We start from the raw sequence: 17890 nt of genomic DNA on the forward strand, positions 1-17890 counted from the left end.
TTGGACGCCCGCGTCCTCGCCGCCGCGCGCGTTCTCTTCGCCTATCACCGCATCGACGATCCGCTCGCTCCCTCCGACGCGGTCGTCGGCCTCGGCAGCTACGACCTGCGCGTGGCGGACCGGTGCGCCGAACTCTTCCACGGCGGCATCGCACCCCGACTGGTGCTGACCGGAAGGTCCGGGCACTGGACGCGCGATCTCTACGCGACCAGCGAGGCGGAGGCCTTCACGAAGGTCTGCGTTGCTGCCGGCGTGCCGGAAGATGCGATCCTGATCGAGCCGGAGGCGACCAACATCGGCGAGAACATCCGTTTCTCGGCAAGGCTGCTCGGCCCGGACGTCCGCCGGGTCGTGCTGGTGACCAAGCCGCAGACGCAACGGCGGGTGCGCGCAGCCGTCGATCGTCAATGGCCGCAAGTGGAGGCGCTCGTTACGGCTCCGCGAACGGCTTTCGACGACCAGCCCACCGACGCATTTCCACTGGAGAATCTCGTCGACGAGATGGTCGGCGATCTCCATCGCATCCTGGACTACCCTTCGAAGGGTTTCGCGGTCGAGCAGGACGTCCCGGACGACGTGATGGCGGCATACGAGTTCCTGATCGCAAGAGGATTCGACCGCCATCTCGCCTGACCATTCGACTTTCGTCCCGTCAGGAGGTATGTCCCGCGCATGCCTCTCGACATAAAGATCTGCGGCCTGAAGACGCCCGAAGCACTGGGCGCCGCACTCGTCGGCGGCGCGACCCATTTCGGCTTCATCTTCTTCGATAAGAGCCCGCGCAACATCACGCCGGACGATGCCGGCCGGCTGCGCGCGGCCGCCCTTGGCGGTGCGGCGGCACCCACCACCGAGCGAGAGGTGGAGGCGCTGGCGGTCGCCGTCACCGTCGATGCGGGCGACGCCTTCCTCGACGAAATCGTCCACGCCGTCATGCCGGACATGCTCCAGCTCCACGGCAAGGAGAGCCCGCAGCGCGTGGCCGAGGTAAAGGCCCGCTACGACCTGCCGGTGATGAAGGCTTTTTCCATCGCCGAGGCGGCGGACCTGGAAAAGATCGAGCCCTATCGCGGCGTCGCCGACCGCTTCCTCTTCGATGCCAAGCCGCCGAAGGGCGCCGAACTGCCGGGCGGCAATGGCGTGCCGTTCGACTGGCGGGTTTTGGCCGGCCTCGAGCCGTCCATCGACTACATGCTCTCGGGCGGGCTCAATGCCTCGAACATCGCCGAAGCGCTGCGCCGCGTCGCCCCGCCCGGCATCGACATCTCGTCAGGTGTGGAAAGTGCGCCCGGAGAGAAGGACGTCGGCTTGATCGAGGATTTCTTCCACGCCGTCCGGGACGCGGAAGCCTGACGAGGCGCGGCGAACAGTTTACTTTTTGCCCCGGAAAGGCATATGCCTCGGTGAGGCCCCGCAAGGGGCAAAACGTAACTGTTCCCAGTTCAGGATTTGCGATGAACCAGCCGGCCGCACCCAATTCCTTCCGCACCGGACCCAACGAACAGGGCATGTTCGGCATCTTCGGCGGCCGTTTCGTCGCAGAGACGTTGATGCCGCTGATCCTCGATCTTGAGAAGCACTGGAACGAGGCGCGCAACGACCCGGCCTTCAAGGCCGAGCTGGAAAACCTCAACACCCATTACACCGGCCGGCCCTCGCCGCTCTACTTCGCCGAGCGGCTGACCGAGCATCTCGGCGGCGCCAAGATTTATTTCAAGCGCGACGAGCTCAACCACACCGGCTCGCACAAGATCAACAATTGTCTGGGCCAGATCCTGCTCGCCCGGCGCATGGGCAAGAAGCGCATCATCGCCGAGACCGGCGCCGGCCAGCACGGCGTCGCTTCCGCGACGGTGGCCGCCCGCTTCGGCTTCCCCTGCGTGGTCTACATGGGCGCCACCGACGTCGAGCGCCAGGCGCCGAACGTCTTCCGGATGAAGCTCCTCGGCGCCGAGGTGCGGCCCGTCCGGTCCGGCCACGGCACGCTCAAGGACGCCATGAACGAGGCGCTGCGCGACTGGGTCACCAATGTCGAGGACACCTATTACATCATCGGCACTGCCGCCGGTCCGCATCCCTATCCCGAGCTGGTGCGCGAGTTCCAGTCGGTCATCGGCCGCGAAGCCAAGGAGCAGATGCTGGCGGCGGAAGGCCGGCTGCCCGACATGCTGGTCGCAGCCGTTGGCGGCGGTTCTAACGCGATCGGCCTGTTCCACCCCTTCCTCGACGACAAGGAAGTGCAGATCGTCGGCGTCGAGGCCGGCGGCAGGGGCCTGTCGGGCGAGGAGCACTGCGCCTCGCTGACCGCCGGCTCCCCCGGAGTGCTGCACGGTAACAGGACCTACCTGCTGCAGAATTCCGACGGCCAGATCAAGGACGGCCACTCGATCTCCGCCGGGCTCGATTATCCCGGGATCGGCCCGGAGCATTCCTGGCTCAAGGATTCGGGCCGCGTCGAATACGTGCCCATCATGGACGACGAGGCGCTGGAAGCCTTTCAGCTCTTGACGAAGGTCGAAGGCATCATTCCCGCGCTCGAGCCTGCCCATGCGCTGGCCGAAGTCATCAAGCGCGCGCCGACCATGGGCAAGGACCAGATCATCGTGATGAACCTGTGCGGCCGCGGCGACAAGGACATCTTTACCGTGGGCAAGCTGCTCGGCGTGGAGTTGTAGGCGCCGTCCGCATTGGTGAAGCGCGCCGGGAGTGGTAGACTTCGGTTTCAGAACGAACGGGGACGAACCGATGGGCGAAGTACCGATTTCGCTTCATTTGACCGCCGAGACCAAGCGGGAACTCGAGGAGCATGCGCGGCAACTGAACGTGTCGGTGGCAGAGATCGCCGAACGCGCGATTGCATCCTATCTTGAGATCCTCGCCCGCGAGCGTGCGATCCTGAAGGAGCGGCTCGCCGACGCTGACAAGGGTGTCTTTGTTTCCAGTGAGGCGATCCTGGAGTGGATGGAACGGCTGGAGACCGACATCGATTCGCCGGCTCCGGAGCCCGACGTTTTCCTGCCGCCCCGTGGATGAAGGTCGTCTTCCTTCCATCCGCCACGCCGGACGTGAGGTGGTTCGCCCGCTACTATCGTTCTGTATTCCCGCAAGGACGGTCGTCCGCCCGCAAGCACATGGCCAAGGCGGTGACGCTGCTTTCCGAAAATCCCGCCGCCGGGCGAGCACTCCCGGAAGGCGATCAGCGTGAACTCGTCATTCTCAGGACGCCATTCGTCCTTGTCTATCGCATCGCCGCTTCCGAGATCGAGATTTTGAGGCTAAGGGATGCCCGCGCCGATCCGACCGCGCAGGACAATCCCGACAGGGGACCAGAGGCATGACCGACACCCGCATCGACCGCCGCATGGCAAAACTCAAGGCCGAGGGCCGCCCGGCTCTCGTCACCTACGTCATGGGCGGCGACCCGGACTACGACACATCGGTGGCGATCATGAAGGCGCTTCCGAAGGCGGGCAGCGACGTGATCGAACTCGGCATGCCGTTTTCCGATCCGATGGCCGACGGCCCGGCGATCCAGGCGGCCGGCCTGCGTGCGCTGAAATCCGGCCAGACGCTGGCGCGGACGCTTCGCATGTCGGCCGAATTCCGCAAGGATGACGACGAGACCCCGATCGTGCTGATGGGCTACTACAACCCGATCTACATCTACGGCGTCGACCGCTTCCTCGCCGATGCCAAGGCATCCGGTATCGACGGACTGATCGTGGTCGACCTGCCGCCGGAGATGGACGACGAACTCTGCATCCCGGCGGTGAAGGCCGGCATCAACTTCATCCGCCTCGCGACGCCGACCACCGACGACCGTCGTCTGCCCAAGGTGCTCGAGAACACGTCCGGCTTCGTCTATTACGTCTCCATGACCGGCATCACCGGTTCCGCGCTCGCCGACACCGGCAAGGTCGGCGAGGCGGTGAAGCGCATCAAGGGCCATACCGACCTGCCGGTCTGCGTCGGCTTCGGCGTCAAGACCGCCGAGCAGGCGCGCGCCATCGGCGCCTCGGCCGACGGGGTGGTGGTGGGCACCGCAATCGTCAACGCGGTGGCGAACGTGCTGGGGCCGACGGGCGAGAAGACCGCCGATCCGGCCGAGGCGGTGGCCACGCTCGTCAGCGGTCTCGCGCAGGGCGTTCGCCAGGCACGCCTTGCTGCGGCCGAGTAGCTGTCCCATCTAAAGCTCAGAACGATTTTCCCGGCGAAAGCGAAGGTAGCCGACCCGATGAACTGGATCACCAACTACGTCCGCCCGAAGATCAACTCGATGCTCGGGCGTCGCGAGATGCCGGAGAACCTGTGGATCAAGTGCCCGGAGACCGGCGAGATGGTCTTCCACAAGGACCTAGAAGAGAACCAGTGGGTCATCCCTGCGTCGGGCCATCACATGCGCATCGGGGCGAAGGACCGGCTGCGGTTCTTCTTCGACGAGGGCAAGTACGAACTCCTCGACAATCCCAAGGTGCCGGTCGATCCGCTGAAGTTCCGTGACGAGAAGCGCTACACCGACCGCCTGCGCGACGCTCGCAACAAGACCGGCATGGAAGATGCGATCCTCAACGCCGTCGGCACGATCGACGGGCTCGAAGTCATGGTCACAGCGCAGGACTTCGCCTTCATGGGCGGCTCGCTCGGCATGGCCGCCGGCGAGGCGATAATCCGCGCCTTCGAGACCGCGCTGGAACGCCGGCTGCCGCTGATCCTGTTCGCCGCCTCCGGCGGCGCGCGCATGCAGGAAGGCATCCTTTCGCTGATGCAGCTGCCGCGCACTACAGTCGCTGTCGACCGGCTGAAGGAAGCGGGGCTGCCTTACGTCGTCGTTCTCACCAATCCCACCACCGGCGGCGTCACCGCCTCCTACGCCATGCTGGGAGACGTGCACATCGCCGAGCCGGGGGCGCTGATCGGCTTCGCGGGGCCACGCGTCATCGAGCAGACCATCCGCGAAAAGCTTCCGGAAGGCTTCCAGCGTGCCGAGTATCTCATGCAGCACGGCATGGTGGACATGGTGGTGCCGCGCCAAGAACTGAAGGGCACGATCGCCAGGCTGCTCAAGATCTTCCTCGCCACCCCGCTGCCCGAGCTTGCCGAGGCGCAAACGGAAGCGCCCGAGCCGCAGCCGGAAGATGCGGCCGAGGAGCAGCCGGCCTAGAGTCCGGCCCGATACGACCGATGACGCGCCCGCGTTGGCGCAGGGGCATATCTTGATGACGACCAAGGCCGACCGCGAGATCGCGCGGTTGATGACGCTGCACCCGAAGGGCTTCGACCTCTCGCTGGAACGCATCCGGCGGCTGCTGGAGCGGCTCGGCAACCCGCAGGACCGGCTGCCGCCCGTGATCCACATCGCCGGCACCAACGGCAAGGGCTCGGCCGCCGCCTTCGCGCGGGCGCTGCTGGAGGCCGGCGGTTATCGCACCCACGTCCACACCTCGCCGCATCTCGTCTCTTGGAACGAGCGCTACCGGATGGCCGCGGAGGGCGGCGGGCGCTTCGTCGCCGACGATGTTTTCGCCGACGCGATCACCCGCGTGGCCGAGGCCAACGGGGGCGAGACGATCACGGTCTTCGAAATCCTCACCGCCGTTTCCTTCGTTCTCTTCGCGGAGCATGAGGCGGACGCGGCGGTGATCGAGGTCGGGCTCGGGGGACGCTTCGACGCGACCAACGTGATCGAGAAACCGGCGGCGACGGTGATCATGCCGATATCGCTCGACCACCAGGCCTATCTCGGGGACCGGGTGGAGCTCATCGCGGCGGAGAAGGCCGGCATCATGAAGCCTTGGGTTCCCGTGGTGATCGGCCAGCAGGATTCGGACCTGGTGCGCGAGGTGCTGATCGAGACGGCGGACCGGCTCGATTGCCCGGTGCTGATCTACGGGCAGGACTTCCTCGGCTTCTCGGAGAACGGCCGGCTGATTTATCAGGACGACGACGGGCTGATGGACCTGCCGATGCCGAAGCTCCCCGGCCGCCACCAGCTCGCCAACGCGGCGGCTGCGATCGCGGCGGTGAAGGCGGCGGGCTTCGCGATCGGCCACGCGGCGGCCGAGCGGGCGATGGCGGGGGTGGAGTGGCCCGGCCGCATGCAGCGCCTCGCCCATGGCCGCCTGGTCGACCTCGCCCCCGCGGGGTCCGAACTCTGGGTCGACGGCGGCCACAACCCCGGTGCGGGGGTGGTGGTGGCGGAGGCGCTGGCCGAGCAGGAGGAGCGTTTTCCGCGTCCGCTGTTCCTGATCTGCGGCATGATCTCGACCAAGGACCAGACGAACTATTTCCGCGCCTTCGAGGGAATGGCGCGGCACGTCTTCACTGTGCCGGTGAATTCCTCCGATGCCGGCGTGCCGAACGCGGAGCTGGCGGCGCGCGCGGGCGAGGCGGGGCTGTCGGCCGAGCCGGTGAACTCGGTGGCCGATGCGCTGATGCTGCTGGCCGACACCTGGGAAGGCACCGAGACGCCGCCGCGCATCCTGATCTGCGGCTCGCTCTACCTCGTGGGCGAGGTGCTGGCCGAGAACGGTACGCCGCCGGCCTGAGCCTCTTCGCTACCCGGACGGCCTGTCCCGCCGCGCCGTTAAGCCTTTGGTGGCGGCCTTGCGCTAAGGTCACTCCGCGGAAAACCGGAGGCGGCGACATGGCGGGTATAGCGGGGCGAGGCGGCACGGACGGCGGACGGACGGGTGCGCCAGAGCGGGTCGGCACAGCCGAACGGATCGACTGGGTCGATATCGCCAAGGGCCTTTGCATCATCCTCGTGGTGATGGTGCACGCGACGCTGGGCGTCGAGATCGCCGCGGGCTCGCAAGGCTTCATGCACCAGGTGGTGGCCTGGGCGCGGCCGTTCCGCATGCCCGACTTCTTCCTCATCTCGGGCCTCTTCCTCTCGCTCACCATCGACAAGCCCTGGCGGCGCTATCTGGACCGCAAGGTGGTCCACTTCGCCTATTTCTACGTGCTGTGGCTCACCATCCAGTTCGCCTTCAAGGCGCCGGGCATCGCGATGGAGGAGGGGGCGGCGGCGCCCTTCGCCGATTACCTCCTTGCCTTCGTGCAGCCCTTCGGCACGCTGTGGTTCATCTACATCCTTCCGCTCTTCTTCCTGTTCACGCGGCTGGTGCGCACCCTGCCGGTCTGGTTCGTCTTCGCCTGGGCGGCACTGCTCGAGGCGCTGCCGGTCCACACCGGCTCGATCATCTTCGACGAATTCGCGGCGCGGTACGTGTACTTCTTCGCCGGATACGCCTTCGCGCCGCATGTCTTCGCGCTCGCGGGCGCGGTGCGGCGCAATGCCGGCGCTGCCCTTGCCGCGCTCGCCGTATGGGCGGTGCTGGAAGGCCTGCTCGTCTTCACGCCGGCGCCCGCCGCGCTTGCCTTCCTGATCCAGGGCGAGGTGGGCGACACGGGCGCTACCGGCGGTATCTCCGAACTGCCGCTGGTCTCGCTGGTGCTCGGCTTCGCCGGCGCGCTGGCGGTCGTGTCGATCGCCGCGCTCCTGGCGCGGGTGCCCTGGGCGAACTGGCTGCGCTGGCTCGGTGAACACTCCATCGTCGTCTACCTCGCCTTCTTCCTGCCCATGGCGACCGCCCGCGTGGTGCTCCTGAAGACCGGCCTCGTGCCCGACGTCGGCCTGATGGCCTTCCTCGTCACCCTGGCCGGCGTCACCGGGCCGGTGGTGCTCTTCCTCGCGGTGGAGTGGAGCGGGCGCGGCAAGTGGCTGTTCGAGCGGCCCGACTGGGCGAAGATCGACGGCGCCCGCAAGGTCGAGGCGCGCGCGGCGGCGTAGGGCCGCGCACCCGCGATCGCGCCTCGTGCGAAGGCGCGGCAGATCCTGATCTATATCGCGGCGCGGGGCGGACCTCATGACGTGTCGGGACGCTCCTGCGCCATGAGGGCGAGGCCGTGGACCTCGTTTCCGACGAGATGCACCTCGTGGGCGGGGCGGCACGTCCAGCCCGGCGGGCGGCCGGGGCGCAGCGGACTGAAGCGGTGAAGCTTTCCGCAGGCGCGGGCGGCCGCGCCGCGCTGGTGCCAGCGGGCAAGCCGCAGCGCGTGGCGCGGCAGGTCGTCGAGCACCTCCGCGATCGCCGAAATCCTCAGGGAGAGCCGCGTGGCGTCGATCGGGTCCCAGGCGGACGGCGGCGGCCCGGGAAAGCTCGACCGCGGGCCGAGCCCGATACGCGGCACGCCGTTCGCGGAAGAACGCCGTCCCGGCCGCGGCAGGCCGCGCAGCGTATCGACGAGCGGCAGCGGCCGGAACGGGTTGCGCTTGCGCCGCGCCGGCGGCGGCGCCAGGTTGGCGAGGCCGAGCTGCCCGACCCGGATGCCGGTCCACACCGCGCCTGTCGCCGCGCTGCCCCTGCGCAGGATGTCCGGCGCCGGCTCTTCCGGGCGAGGCGGCAGGGGCGGCAGCACGATCCCGCGCGCAGCGATCACGATCAGCCGCCGCGCGGCGGCCTCCGCGGGGCGCAGGAGGCGCAGCACCGCGCGGTGGAGACGGCGGGGCAGAGTGCGGCGGTCGGCAGTCGGCAATCGGCAGTCGGAAGCCGGGGACAGTTTGCTTTTTTCCGATCCCGGATCATCGCGGCGCGCTGCACTGTCCGGACGGAAAAAAGCAGACTGTCCCCCCAGTCCCGCCATGGCGGCGATGAGGGCCAGCGCCCGCCGCAGCGCCTCGCGGTTGTGCTCGATTGCCAGTGCCCAGTCCATCGTCGCCTCGGTTCAGCCGGGGAGGAGGATGGCATGGGGCGGGAGGGGTGTGGATAGAAATCCGAAGCAGACAGTCTGTAGCGGCAAATTCTTCGGGCAACTACATCCGGAATACACCTGAAAGAGGTCCATGGTTCGAGTTTTACGCTTCTAGGCTTCTACACCGTAAAAACGATCCGCCATGGCCGAGTTCACGCCGCATTGAATTTCGTCAAAACTTAGATTACTCATCGCATGGTGGAGGGTCTCAAAAATTGAAACTTAAGCGCTTCATTGCGGATGGAATCCACGGATTCCTGAATTTTGATGTAAAATTCGATGGTATGCTAACGTTCCTCACAGGTATTAATGGGAGCGGAAAAACAACAGCCATCAACGCCATTGTTGCAATTATCACTCCGGATCTGTCGATTCTTGCCGATCTCGAATATAATACAATTGAGCTTCATTTAGAACATAATGGAAAAGATATTCGAATTTCGTCGATTAACGAAGAAAAATCGGTTGTTATATTAGTAAACATAATAAAAGATCCATTCGTATTTAATAAATACATAAGAGAAAGCGAAACACCTGCCAATAGACAGGCGGATGCCGAGGTGGAGCACTATCGTGACTTAATAGCATCAAAAAGTGATCAACCGGTACTGAGATTGCTTGCATCCCTGCCTTCCCCGATGTTCCTCGGCCTCGACAGACGAGCAAGGTATGAGGAAGACGTTCGTCGAAACCGCTATTTGATGCGAAATCCGAGAGCAGGACGAAACATCTTTGGGAGTTCTCTCGCGCGAGGGCTTTTGGATGCAGCAGACATAGCGGAAACTCGCTTTCGCGACGCGCTAATCGCGTCCGGGCAGATTGCAGAAAATCTTCAGCGCGAAATGCTCTTAAACCTCATAACGGTCAGCCCCGAGGAGCATTCAGATTTTGCGTCACTCTCCGTGCCTAGCGCGGCAGATAGAAGAGAGATTGAGAGGGTCCGTCGAGATCTAGATACACTTTCACAAATACTCCATCTGCCGCATACAGATGTTCGTGGAAGAGTTAGTCCTTTTCTTGATCTACTAGAGCGCCTCGCATCTCGCATTCCAATGAATGCTAACATAGAAGAACTTCTAGGGTCGGACTCGCGACATTCAGAAGTTCTGAATTCTATTATCCAATGGTCGAATAATCATTCGCATTTGCGACGAATAAAGATAATTTCTGACACTGTATCAAAATATACACGTCAAAGGTATGAGTTAATGCAGCCCATACAAAATTTTCTTTCGTTAGTAAATCAATTTTTTGAGGACAGCGGAAAGCGAATACTTTTTGGTGATAGAGGATATATATATATCGATATAGATGGAATTCAGGAAGAAAAAAATATTAACTATCTTTCGTCTGGCGAAGCGCAGATATTCGTAATTCTTACCCATCTCTCCTTTCACCCACTTGCTGCAAAAGATAACGTTTTTATAATAGATGAACCGGAATTGTCACTTCATGTGCAATGGCAAGAGCTATTTGTAGATAGCATTATTTCAGCGAACCCTCACATCCAGTACGTACTTGCAACTCATTCTCCATCCATTATTCTGGATAGAATAAGAAATTGTGTAGATGTATCACGTAAGCATGCAAAGGCGAGGAGAGGGCGTAAAGGGTGATCAGTTATTCACCGCGCGCTGCTCGCGCGATCGGATTCTTAAAGCAAGCATATAATGACATTGAAATCTATGTCGAGGACAGCTCAAGCCATGTAATGTGGCTTCGCTTGTTTCAGTGTATTCTGCCTGAGAGAGTTAAGCTTTCAAGTGTAAACCCTTTGAGAGGCAGAGAAACCGTGTTGAAAGCTTGCAAAAATGATCAAGAGGAGGACGGAAGGAAGCGAATATATATAATTGACGGCGACTTTGATTTCATTAAGGGCAGGAAAAAGCCAAATTACCGAAGGTTGTACCGTATAAGAGCTTATTGTATTGAAAATCTGTTGATCTCGAGAGAGGCAATAGAAGAAATCGTGATTGATTCAATGGGAGAAAATGATCGAGGCAGGCTTTGGCGTGAGGTAGATCTTCAGGCCTGTGTGTGGGACCACGAAAATCTCCTACGCTATTTATTCTGTATCTATGCCGCGGCGCATGATGTAGCGCCGGATATAAAAACAGTGGGATTATCGATTACTAACCTACTCTGTGCCGGTCCAAAGGGTGCTCCAACATTGAGTGTCCCTAAGGTGCGCAGGAGAGCAGCAGAGATTCTTTATTCAATACGCCGGAAAGGTCTTACTTCGGAGTTTGTGAGAAGAAAGCAAATGTATATACAAAATTGCGATGGACTGGATACGGATTTGGTTGTTTCCGGAAAAACATACTTACTTCCGCTCATATGGTTGAATATCAGGCGAAGTGCAAAATATAAAGGAAATATAGAACAATTCAAAATACATCTCGCGAAGCAGTTTCGGAGGAATAGGGAACCGTATCTATTCCGTGCCGTCAATAAGATAGTTCAGAGAGACTAAACGGAAGCATAATCGCGCTAAGGCACTCCGCAATCTTCACAGCGTTGCAGGGCCGTAGGCGTTGGTCTCGTCGCCGAAGCGCCAAACGCCGGACTACTCGGAAAGGAACTATGCGCCGGCAGGCTTCGCCTCCGCGCTGATCAGCTTGGCGGGCCTTCGGTCCTGAGTTGTGGGGCTGCTTCGACCCTTAGCCGATCCAAGCACGCGGAGGGTATGCACGGCCAGACGCGCAGATTGCCTCTCGGTGGCTGGATGGGAGATTGGTCTGCGGAGAACACCCCGCTTCCTTCTCGGCGCTGCGCGCCGAGCCACCAGGATGAGCCACTAGTCGCGCCGGTCTTTCGGACCCCCGCAACGGGGAGGGGACGCGCGGCCGGATCTCGCGAGGCGCCCCCCTCTGTCGGCTTCGCCGACATCTCCCCTAAGAGGGGGGAGATTAGCGGCTTCGGCATCGCGCGTGCCTGTCATCTTCCCGCGAGAGGAAAATTGGCGGCTTCGCCGTTCTTTTCTTCCCGCCCTCAGATCAGTCGCGCCACCCAGGCGATTAGCAGGGCGGAGGGGAAGAGCAGCGCCTGGGCGAGCAGGGTGCCGGCGAGGCGGCTGACGACCATCCAGATGACCGCGCGGCGGAAGTCTCGTTCGCTGGCGCGGCCGGCGGCGACGTCGTCGGTGAGGCCGGCGAGGAACGGGTCGATGACCACGAACATCATGATGGTGGCGAGGCCGTTGATGATGGCCGACAGCGTGCTGGCGGTGACGCGGAACTGCGGCTCGAGCGAGCCGGCGTAGATGGCGGCGAGCACGCCGACGGTCCAGAGCGCCGTGACGGCGACGTTGAGGAGAACGATGCCGGCCGGCACGGCGCCGCCGAGCCGCAGCTGCCACACATTGGCATAACGCGGCAGGGCGGCGGATTCCGAAAGCAGCACCATGCCGCGCGGGGTGAGGGCGCGCACCATGAGGCGCGGCACCGAACGCGTGCGCCGGAAGGCGCCGACGGCGGCGGTCGAATAGCGCTGGAAGCTCGGGATCAGCAGGCCGCCGGCGAGCGTCGCCAGCGAGGCGGCGGCGATGACCAGGGCGAAGTCGAGCGCCAGATGATGCAGGGCGGGATCGACGATCGCCGTCTCGACCCGCTTGGCGAGGAAGGGTGCCTGGAAGGAATTCGAGATGCGCGAGACCAGCACCAGGATGTTGAACAAGGAGAACGCAATGGCGATGTTGCCGGTGCGGATGCCGGCGATGCGAAACGCATAGGCCAGCGTGCCGATGAGATGGATGACGAAGGTGAGCGCGAGGATGAAGGCGAGCTGGATGTCCATGGCCGATCCGCGGTCGGTGACCGGTTGATTCGCGCCATCCTAGGCCCCCGGCGCGGCGCCCGCCATCCGGTCCGTCGAACCGCCGCCGGGCTGGACGCCGGGCGGCGCGCGCCCTAAGCCGGCAGGATGGCAGAACCCGATCGCCCCGACGACCGTCCATCCTCGCGCACCGGAAGACTGCGCCTGGCGCTGCGGCGGCTCTATTTCGGGCGCGACACCACCGCGCTGCGGTTCCAGCTCGCCGTGCTGGTGCTCGACCTCGCCATCATCGCCTTCTTCATCGCAGCGCCCTTGCTGCGCGATCAGCCGTCCTTCCTCTGGCTCGACTACACGATCGCCATCTTCCTGGCGGCCGACACGATCGCGCGGGCGCTGGCGTCAACCGACATCGGGCGCTGGATCAGGCGACCGACGGTGTGGGTCGACGTCTTCATCCTGGCGACGCTGCTGTTTCCCTACGAACTTGCCAATCTGGGCTTTCTGCGCATCCTGCGGCTGTGGTCGCTGTCGCGCAGCGGCTTCCTGTGGCAGCCGCTGGAACGGCGCGGCCTCGCAAGTTGGCGCGAGGCCCTGCAGGCGATGCTCAACCTGGCGACCTTCCTGCTGGTGGTGACCGGGTTCGTGTATACGTTCTTCTTCCGCAACGGCACCGGGATCGAGGGCTACGTGGACGCCCTCTACTTCACCGTCGCGACGGTGACGACGACCGGTTTCGGCGACATCGTGCTGCAGGGCGTGTGGGGCAAGCTCACGGCGATCGTCACCATGATCGTCGGCATCTCGCTGTTCGTCAGGCTCGCGCAGGCGATCTTCCGGCCGAACAAGGTGTTCTACCCGTGTCCGCGCTGCGCCCTGCAGAGGCACGACCCGGACGCGGTGTTCTGCAAGGCCTGCGGGCATCTCCTGAAGATCCCGGAGGAAGGCGACTGAGCCGGGCGAGCGGGGCTTGCGGAAAACTTGTCCGTATGCGTCATTTTTTAGTGCCCGCCGCCACGTGGTGGCGTAGCTATGCACACCAACGCAGCCAAGACACCGATGCCGCACCCCCCGGAGCCACCGCCCGCACCCGCTCATCCGCTTGCCGAAGGCATTCGAGGACTGCACCACTCGTCGATCAGCGCCGCCAACCAGCGCGCCGTGCTGATGATCGTCGCCACGACGCCGGGCATCACCAACGCGGAGATCTCGCGCCGCGCGGGGCTGGGCGCGCAGACGGTGTCGCGCTTCCTCGCCGATCTCGAGAACGACGGCCTGATCCGCCGCGGCGAGGTCAAGCGCGGGCAGCCGGGGCTACCCGCCACGCCGTATTTCCTGATCTACGACAGCGTCATGTCGCTCGGCGTGTCGATCGGGTGGCACCGCTGCGACGTCGTGCTGATGGACATGTCCGGCGCCGCGACCGCGGTCGAGACCATCCGATACGAGCAACCGGCAGAGACGGTGTTTTCGGACGTCGACGCGCGCTGGCGCACGCTCGCCGAACGCTTCGACGTCGCCCGGAAGCCGCGCATGGTGGTGGCGGGCGTCACCGTTCCCGAGGATCTGGCGGATGGCCTCCTGTTGCCCGGCGAGCACGGGGGACGGGGAACGGACGGCGTCGCCCGGCGCCTTTCGGAGGCGACGGGACTGCCCTTCCGCGGCTACGGAATGGCCCGCGCGGCCGCCTGGGCGGAGCATGGCGGGCCCGGCAGCCCGTGGAAGGGCGATTTCCTGTATCTCCACATCGACGAGGTGATCGGCTCGGCCGTGATCCTGGGTGGGGTCGCCTGGCGCGGCGGCAAGGGCGGCGTCCACGGTCCCCAGCTCGGCCGCACCCTCTCAGGTGGGCGCGTCGGCGAACCGACCCGGCTGCAGGACATCGCCTCGATCCGGGCGCTGAGAAAGCGCGTGCGCGAGAAACGCCCCCGCGCCGACGCGGCCGATGCCGAGACACTGTTTTCCATGCCCGCCGCCGAGGCCTGGCTGGAGGAGGCGGCGACGGCGCTGGCCTGGGCCTTCTCCAACACCGCCATGGTCATCGGCATGCGCCACGCGGTGCTCGGCGGACCCGTGCCGCGACAGGTGCTGGCGCGCCTGTGCGAGGCGGTGCGCGACAGGATGCGCGCGATCTGGCCCTGCGACTGCGACATCATCGGCGTCGGCGTCGGCCTCGCCGGCCCGGCGGCGCCGGCCATCGGTGCGTCCTATCTGCCGATCTACGAGGCGCTCTTCGAGAGGGAGCCGTCGGGCTGAGCTTCCCGACAGGGAAGCGATCCGTGCCGCGGCGAATTGGGGAAATGAGGGCATGACCACCTGGGGGTTCCTGCAGCTCTGCCTGTCGACGGCGGTGTTCATCCTGGCCGCCAGCGCGGCCAAGGCCTGGACGCTGGCGCCCGGCGCGGGGAAGCTCGCGCTCACGCTCGCCCTCTACACGATCGGCAATCTGATCATGCTGCGGCTGATCCGCGAGTTCGGCATGGGTCTGGCACTGTCGCTCTCGGCGGTGATACAGATCGTCGCCGTCAACGTCGTCGCCTTCGCCTATTTCGGCGAGAAGGTGAACCTTCTCCAGGGCGCCGGCATCCTGTTGGCGATCTTCGCCGTCGGTCTGGTTTCGCTGGGGCCGTACTTCAGCGGTCGATGATCCGACGTTCCATGTAGCAAAAATGATACTTGAAACATCATCGTCGAAAGACTAACAATCGATTTGCCGTCTGAAACGAGGATCGGGTGATCACAGCGACACAAATGCGCGCGGCGCGCGCGCTTGCAGGCATCGACCAGAGGACGCTGGCCGAGCGGGCCGGCGTCTCCCTGCCGACCATCCAGCGGATGGAGGCGAGCGAGGGCGTGGTGAGGGGCGTGGTGGACACCCTGATGAAGGTAGTCCAGGCGATCGAGGATTGCGGCGTGGAGCTGATCGGAGAAGGCCAGGCGAGCGAGCGCGGCGGACGCGGCGTGCGCCTGAAGGCTTCACCGGGCAAGGACGGCTGACGAGCGGCGAGCGCCTTCGCGGGCGTCGCCACAGACAGGACATGTGTCGCGACGGCGACCGCCGGACCGCCGGCCCCCGATGCTCGCAGGAGCGGGGCCGGCCGACGATCCCGCCGCCTTCACTTCGAGGGAAGGCAGAACGTGCATTCGAACCCGACCATGATGCCGGCGCCCGCGCGCCCGGATTTCGCGGAACTCTTCACGCCCAAGCTGGTCACCGTTTTCCGCGAGGGCTACGGCCTGGCCGGCCTGCGTGCCGACGCCATCGCCGGGCTGACGGTGGCGATCGTGGCGCTGCCGCTGTCGATGGCGATCGCCATCGCCTCGGGGGTGGGACCCGAGCGCGGGCTTTATACGGCGATCGTCGGCGGCTTCATCGTCTCGCTGCTCGGCGGCAGCCGCTTCCAGATCGGCGGGCCGGCAGGCGCCTTCATCGTTCTGGTGGCCGCCACCGTGGCGCGGCACGGGGTGGAGGGCCTGCTGCTCGCCACCATGATGTCGGGCGTCTTCCTGCTGGCGATCGGCTACCTCAGGCTCGGCACCTACATCAAGTACATCCCCTATCCGGTGACCGTCGGCTTCACCGCCGGCATCGGCGTCATCATCTTCGCCAGCCAGCTGCGTGACCTGTTCGGGCTTACGCTTGCGGGCGCCGAGCCCGGCGCGCTGCTGGAAAAGCTGCCCGCGCTGTGGGCCGCGGCGGGCACGGCTAGCCCGGCCGCGATCGGCATCGCGGCGATGACAATCGCGCTGATCGTCGGCCTGAAGCGCTTCCGGCCTGGGTGGCCGGGCATGCTGGTGGCCGTGGCGGCGGCCTCGGTGGCCGCCTTTGCCTTCGCACTGCCGGTGGAGACGATCGGTTCGCGCTTCGGCGGCATTCCGCGCAGCCTGCCGATGCCGGCGCTGCCGAACCTCGACCCGGAGCTGGTGAAGGCCGTGCTGCCCGACGCGATCTCCTTCGCGCTTCTCGGCGCCATCGAATCGCTGCTCTCGGCCGTGGTCGCCGACGGCATGACGGGGCGCCGGCACCGCTCCAACTGCGAACTCGTGGCGCAGGGCTTCGCCAACATCGGATCGGCGCTCTTCGGCGGCATCTGCGTGACCGGCACGATCGCACGCACGGCGACCAACGTGCGGGCCGGCGCGCGCGGGCCTGTCTCGGGCATGCTGCACTCGACGTTCCTGCTCGCCTTCATGCTGGTCGCGGCTCCGCTGGCGGCCTACATCCCGCTGGCCGCGCTCGCCGGCGTGCTCGCCACCGTCGCCTGGAACATGATCGAGAAAGACGCCTTCGCGGCGATCGCGCGCACCTCGCGCGGCGACGCGCTGGTGCTGGCCGTCACGCTGCTGCTCGTGGTGTTCCGCGACCTGACGGAGGGCATCGTCGTCGGCTTCGTGCTGGGCTCGCTGCTCTTCATCGACCGCATGGCGAAATCGGTTTCGACCGATGTCCACGTGCCGCAGGTCAGCGAGGACGTCGCGGACACGCCGGGCGACGCGGCCTATGACGGGCGAGCGGCGAGCGACCCCGACACGGTGGTCTACCGCATCTCCGGCGCCTTCTTCTTCGGCACGGCGGCGACTGTCGGCTCCGTGCTCGACCGCATCGCCGACCGCCGCAAGAACTTCGTCCTCGACTGCTCCGCCGTGCCCTTTCTCGACACCACCGCGCTCAACGTCATCGAGGGCGCGGCGCGCAAGGCCAGGCACTCGGGCGTGCGCTTCGTGATAGCGGGTGCCTCCCCGGAGGTGCGCCGGATGCTGACGGCGCACGGGCTCAAGGAGCCGGAGGTGGAGTTTGCGGGGAGCGTGGGGGAAGCGGGGCGCTGAGCGTACGACTTTCGTTGGTTGGCGACGAACCTGCGCCCATCTTTGTCGTCAGGGCGGCCTTTGCCAGACCGATATCGGACGGTACGCGTCATACGAATGCGACGGCGATACGCGCCTCGCTACGCACTTCAAACCGGCTTCGGGACGAAGATAATGCCCTCGTCCAGTTGAAGCACGCATTCTGGCATCGCCCCCCGGGAGAGGCGGGCGTGGAAGCCCGCTCCTCGACGCTACTTGATGTCGGTAACGGTGATCCGGCCGTTGACCCGATCCGCGGTAAACTCGATCTTCTGACCGACCTTCACCTCCTCGATCATTGAATCCTCCGCGACCACGAACACCATCGTCATCGCGGGCATGTCGAGATTGGCAAGTTCTCCGTGCTTGATGGTCAGCTTCTTCTGCGCGGCGTCGATCTTGGTCACCTCGCCAGCCGTGTATTCCTGCGCGGCGGCTGCGGCTGATCCGAACGCGAGAGCTGCGACGGCGGCGATCAGGATGCTTGTCTTCTTCATGTCGTGTTCCTTTCCGTGTTGCT

19 protein-coding genes are annotated in these 17890 nt (G+C 64.5%); 16 read left to right on the forward strand and 3 right to left on the reverse strand.

Annotation, left to right across the window (positions count from 1 at the left end):
* The 9 genes from BSQ44_RS05405 to BSQ44_RS05445 all read left to right on the forward strand — a co-directional run bounded on the left by BSQ44_RS05405 (position 1) and on the right by BSQ44_RS05445 (position 7792).
* Entirely contained in the window at positions 1–633 is a 633-nt protein-coding gene (locus tag BSQ44_RS05405) for a YdcF family protein (RefSeq protein ID WP_072602284.1), read from the forward strand.
* Between the two features lie 39 nt (positions 634–672).
* Positions 673–1353: a phosphoribosylanthranilate isomerase gene (locus tag BSQ44_RS05410; protein WP_072602285.1), complete on the forward strand. Its 681-nt coding sequence runs from the start codon at positions 673–675 to the stop codon at positions 1351–1353.
* Between the two features lie 101 nt (positions 1354–1454).
* Complete coding sequence (gene trpB / locus BSQ44_RS05415; RefSeq protein WP_072602286.1) at positions 1455–2675, forward strand: tryptophan synthase subunit beta; 1221 nt, start codon at positions 1455–1457, stop codon at positions 2673–2675.
* Between the two features lie 70 nt (positions 2676–2745).
* Positions 2746–3033: a CopG family ribbon-helix-helix protein gene (locus BSQ44_RS05420; protein ID WP_072602287.1), complete on the forward strand. Its 288-nt coding sequence runs from the start codon at positions 2746–2748 to the stop codon at positions 3031–3033.
* On the forward strand, positions 3030–3338 hold the full coding sequence (locus tag BSQ44_RS05425; protein ID WP_072602288.1) for a type II toxin-antitoxin system RelE/ParE family toxin: 309 nt from the start codon (positions 3030–3032) through the stop codon (positions 3336–3338). Before BSQ44_RS05420 ends, BSQ44_RS05425 begins: the two co-directional genes overlap by 4 nt.
* A complete protein-coding gene (gene trpA / locus BSQ44_RS05430; protein WP_072602289.1) occupies positions 3335–4177 on the forward strand; it encodes a tryptophan synthase subunit alpha in 843 nt (280 codons plus the stop codon). Before BSQ44_RS05425 ends, trpA begins: the two co-directional genes overlap by 4 nt.
* A gap of 57 nt (positions 4178–4234) precedes the next feature.
* A complete protein-coding gene (accD, locus tag BSQ44_RS05435) occupies positions 4235–5161 on the forward strand; it encodes an acetyl-CoA carboxylase, carboxyltransferase subunit beta (protein WP_072602290.1) in 927 nt (308 codons plus the stop codon).
* 52 nt (positions 5162–5213) lie between these two features.
* Positions 5214–6545, forward strand: coding sequence for a bifunctional folylpolyglutamate synthase/dihydrofolate synthase (locus tag BSQ44_RS05440; RefSeq protein WP_072607880.1), 1332 nt, complete (start codon positions 5214–5216; stop codon positions 6543–6545).
* 98 nt (positions 6546–6643) lie between these two features.
* Positions 6644–7792 carry an acyltransferase family protein gene (locus BSQ44_RS05445; RefSeq protein WP_083534510.1) on the forward strand — a complete coding sequence of 383 codons (1149 nt, stop codon included), beginning with the start codon at positions 6644–6646 and terminating at the stop codon, positions 7790–7792.
* Positions 7793–7866: 74 nt separating this feature from the next.
* On the opposite strand, the gene BSQ44_RS05450 is transcribed toward BSQ44_RS05445, so the two are convergent.
* Complete coding sequence (locus BSQ44_RS05450; protein WP_072602291.1) at positions 7867–8715, reverse strand: hypothetical protein; 849 nt, start codon at positions 8713–8715, stop codon at positions 7867–7869.
* A 254-nt stretch (positions 8716–8969) separates the two neighbouring features.
* Between BSQ44_RS05450 and BSQ44_RS05455 the strand changes: the two genes are divergently transcribed.
* Together BSQ44_RS05455 and BSQ44_RS27885 are read left to right on the forward strand one after the other, a co-directional pair.
* Complete coding sequence (locus BSQ44_RS05455; RefSeq protein WP_072602292.1) at positions 8970–10370, forward strand: AAA family ATPase; 1401 nt, start codon at positions 8970–8972, stop codon at positions 10368–10370.
* Between the two features lie 95 nt (positions 10371–10465).
* Positions 10466–11227 (forward strand): DUF4435 domain-containing protein, encoded by a 762-nt coding sequence (locus tag BSQ44_RS27885; protein WP_418202144.1) that lies wholly within the window; start codon positions 10466–10468, stop codon positions 11225–11227.
* Between the two features lie 518 nt (positions 11228–11745).
* Here the strand turns inward: BSQ44_RS27885 and BSQ44_RS05465 are convergent.
* Complete coding sequence (locus BSQ44_RS05465) at positions 11746–12549, reverse strand: lipid II flippase Amj family protein (RefSeq protein ID WP_072602294.1); 804 nt, start codon at positions 12547–12549, stop codon at positions 11746–11748.
* A gap of 126 nt (positions 12550–12675) precedes the next feature.
* Here BSQ44_RS05465 and BSQ44_RS05470 point away from each other — a divergent pair, with 126 nt between their 5' ends.
* From BSQ44_RS05470 to BSQ44_RS05490, 5 genes are all read left to right on the forward strand, one after another.
* Positions 12676–13479, forward strand: a complete 804-nt coding sequence (locus tag BSQ44_RS05470; RefSeq protein ID WP_072602295.1) for a potassium channel family protein — start codon at positions 12676–12678, stop codon at positions 13477–13479.
* Positions 13480–13557: 78 nt separating this feature from the next.
* Positions 13558–14781, forward strand: a complete 1224-nt coding sequence (locus BSQ44_RS05475; RefSeq protein ID WP_072602296.1) for an ROK family transcriptional regulator — start codon at positions 13558–13560, stop codon at positions 14779–14781.
* 52 nt (positions 14782–14833) lie between these two features.
* Positions 14834–15172 (forward strand): hypothetical protein, encoded by a 339-nt coding sequence (locus tag BSQ44_RS05480; protein ID WP_072602297.1) that lies wholly within the window; start codon positions 14834–14836, stop codon positions 15170–15172.
* A gap of 86 nt (positions 15173–15258) precedes the next feature.
* Entirely contained in the window at positions 15259–15522 is a 264-nt protein-coding gene (locus BSQ44_RS05485; RefSeq protein ID WP_072602298.1) for a helix-turn-helix domain-containing protein, read from the forward strand.
* A gap of 159 nt (positions 15523–15681) precedes the next feature.
* Positions 15682–17352: a SulP family inorganic anion transporter gene (locus tag BSQ44_RS05490; RefSeq protein WP_072607882.1), complete on the forward strand. Its 1671-nt coding sequence runs from the start codon at positions 15682–15684 to the stop codon at positions 17350–17352.
* Positions 17353–17582: 230 nt separating this feature from the next.
* Here BSQ44_RS05490 and BSQ44_RS05495 read toward each other — a convergent pair whose 3' ends face one another.
* Positions 17583–17867: a copper-binding protein gene (locus tag BSQ44_RS05495; RefSeq protein ID WP_072602299.1), complete on the reverse strand. Its 285-nt coding sequence runs from the start codon at positions 17865–17867 to the stop codon at positions 17583–17585.
* Between the last annotated feature and the right edge of the window lie 23 nt (positions 17868–17890).

It is taken from the genome of Aquibium oceanicum, from assembly GCF_001889605.1.
GTDB lineage: Bacteria > Pseudomonadota > Alphaproteobacteria > Rhizobiales > Rhizobiaceae > Aquibium > Aquibium oceanicum.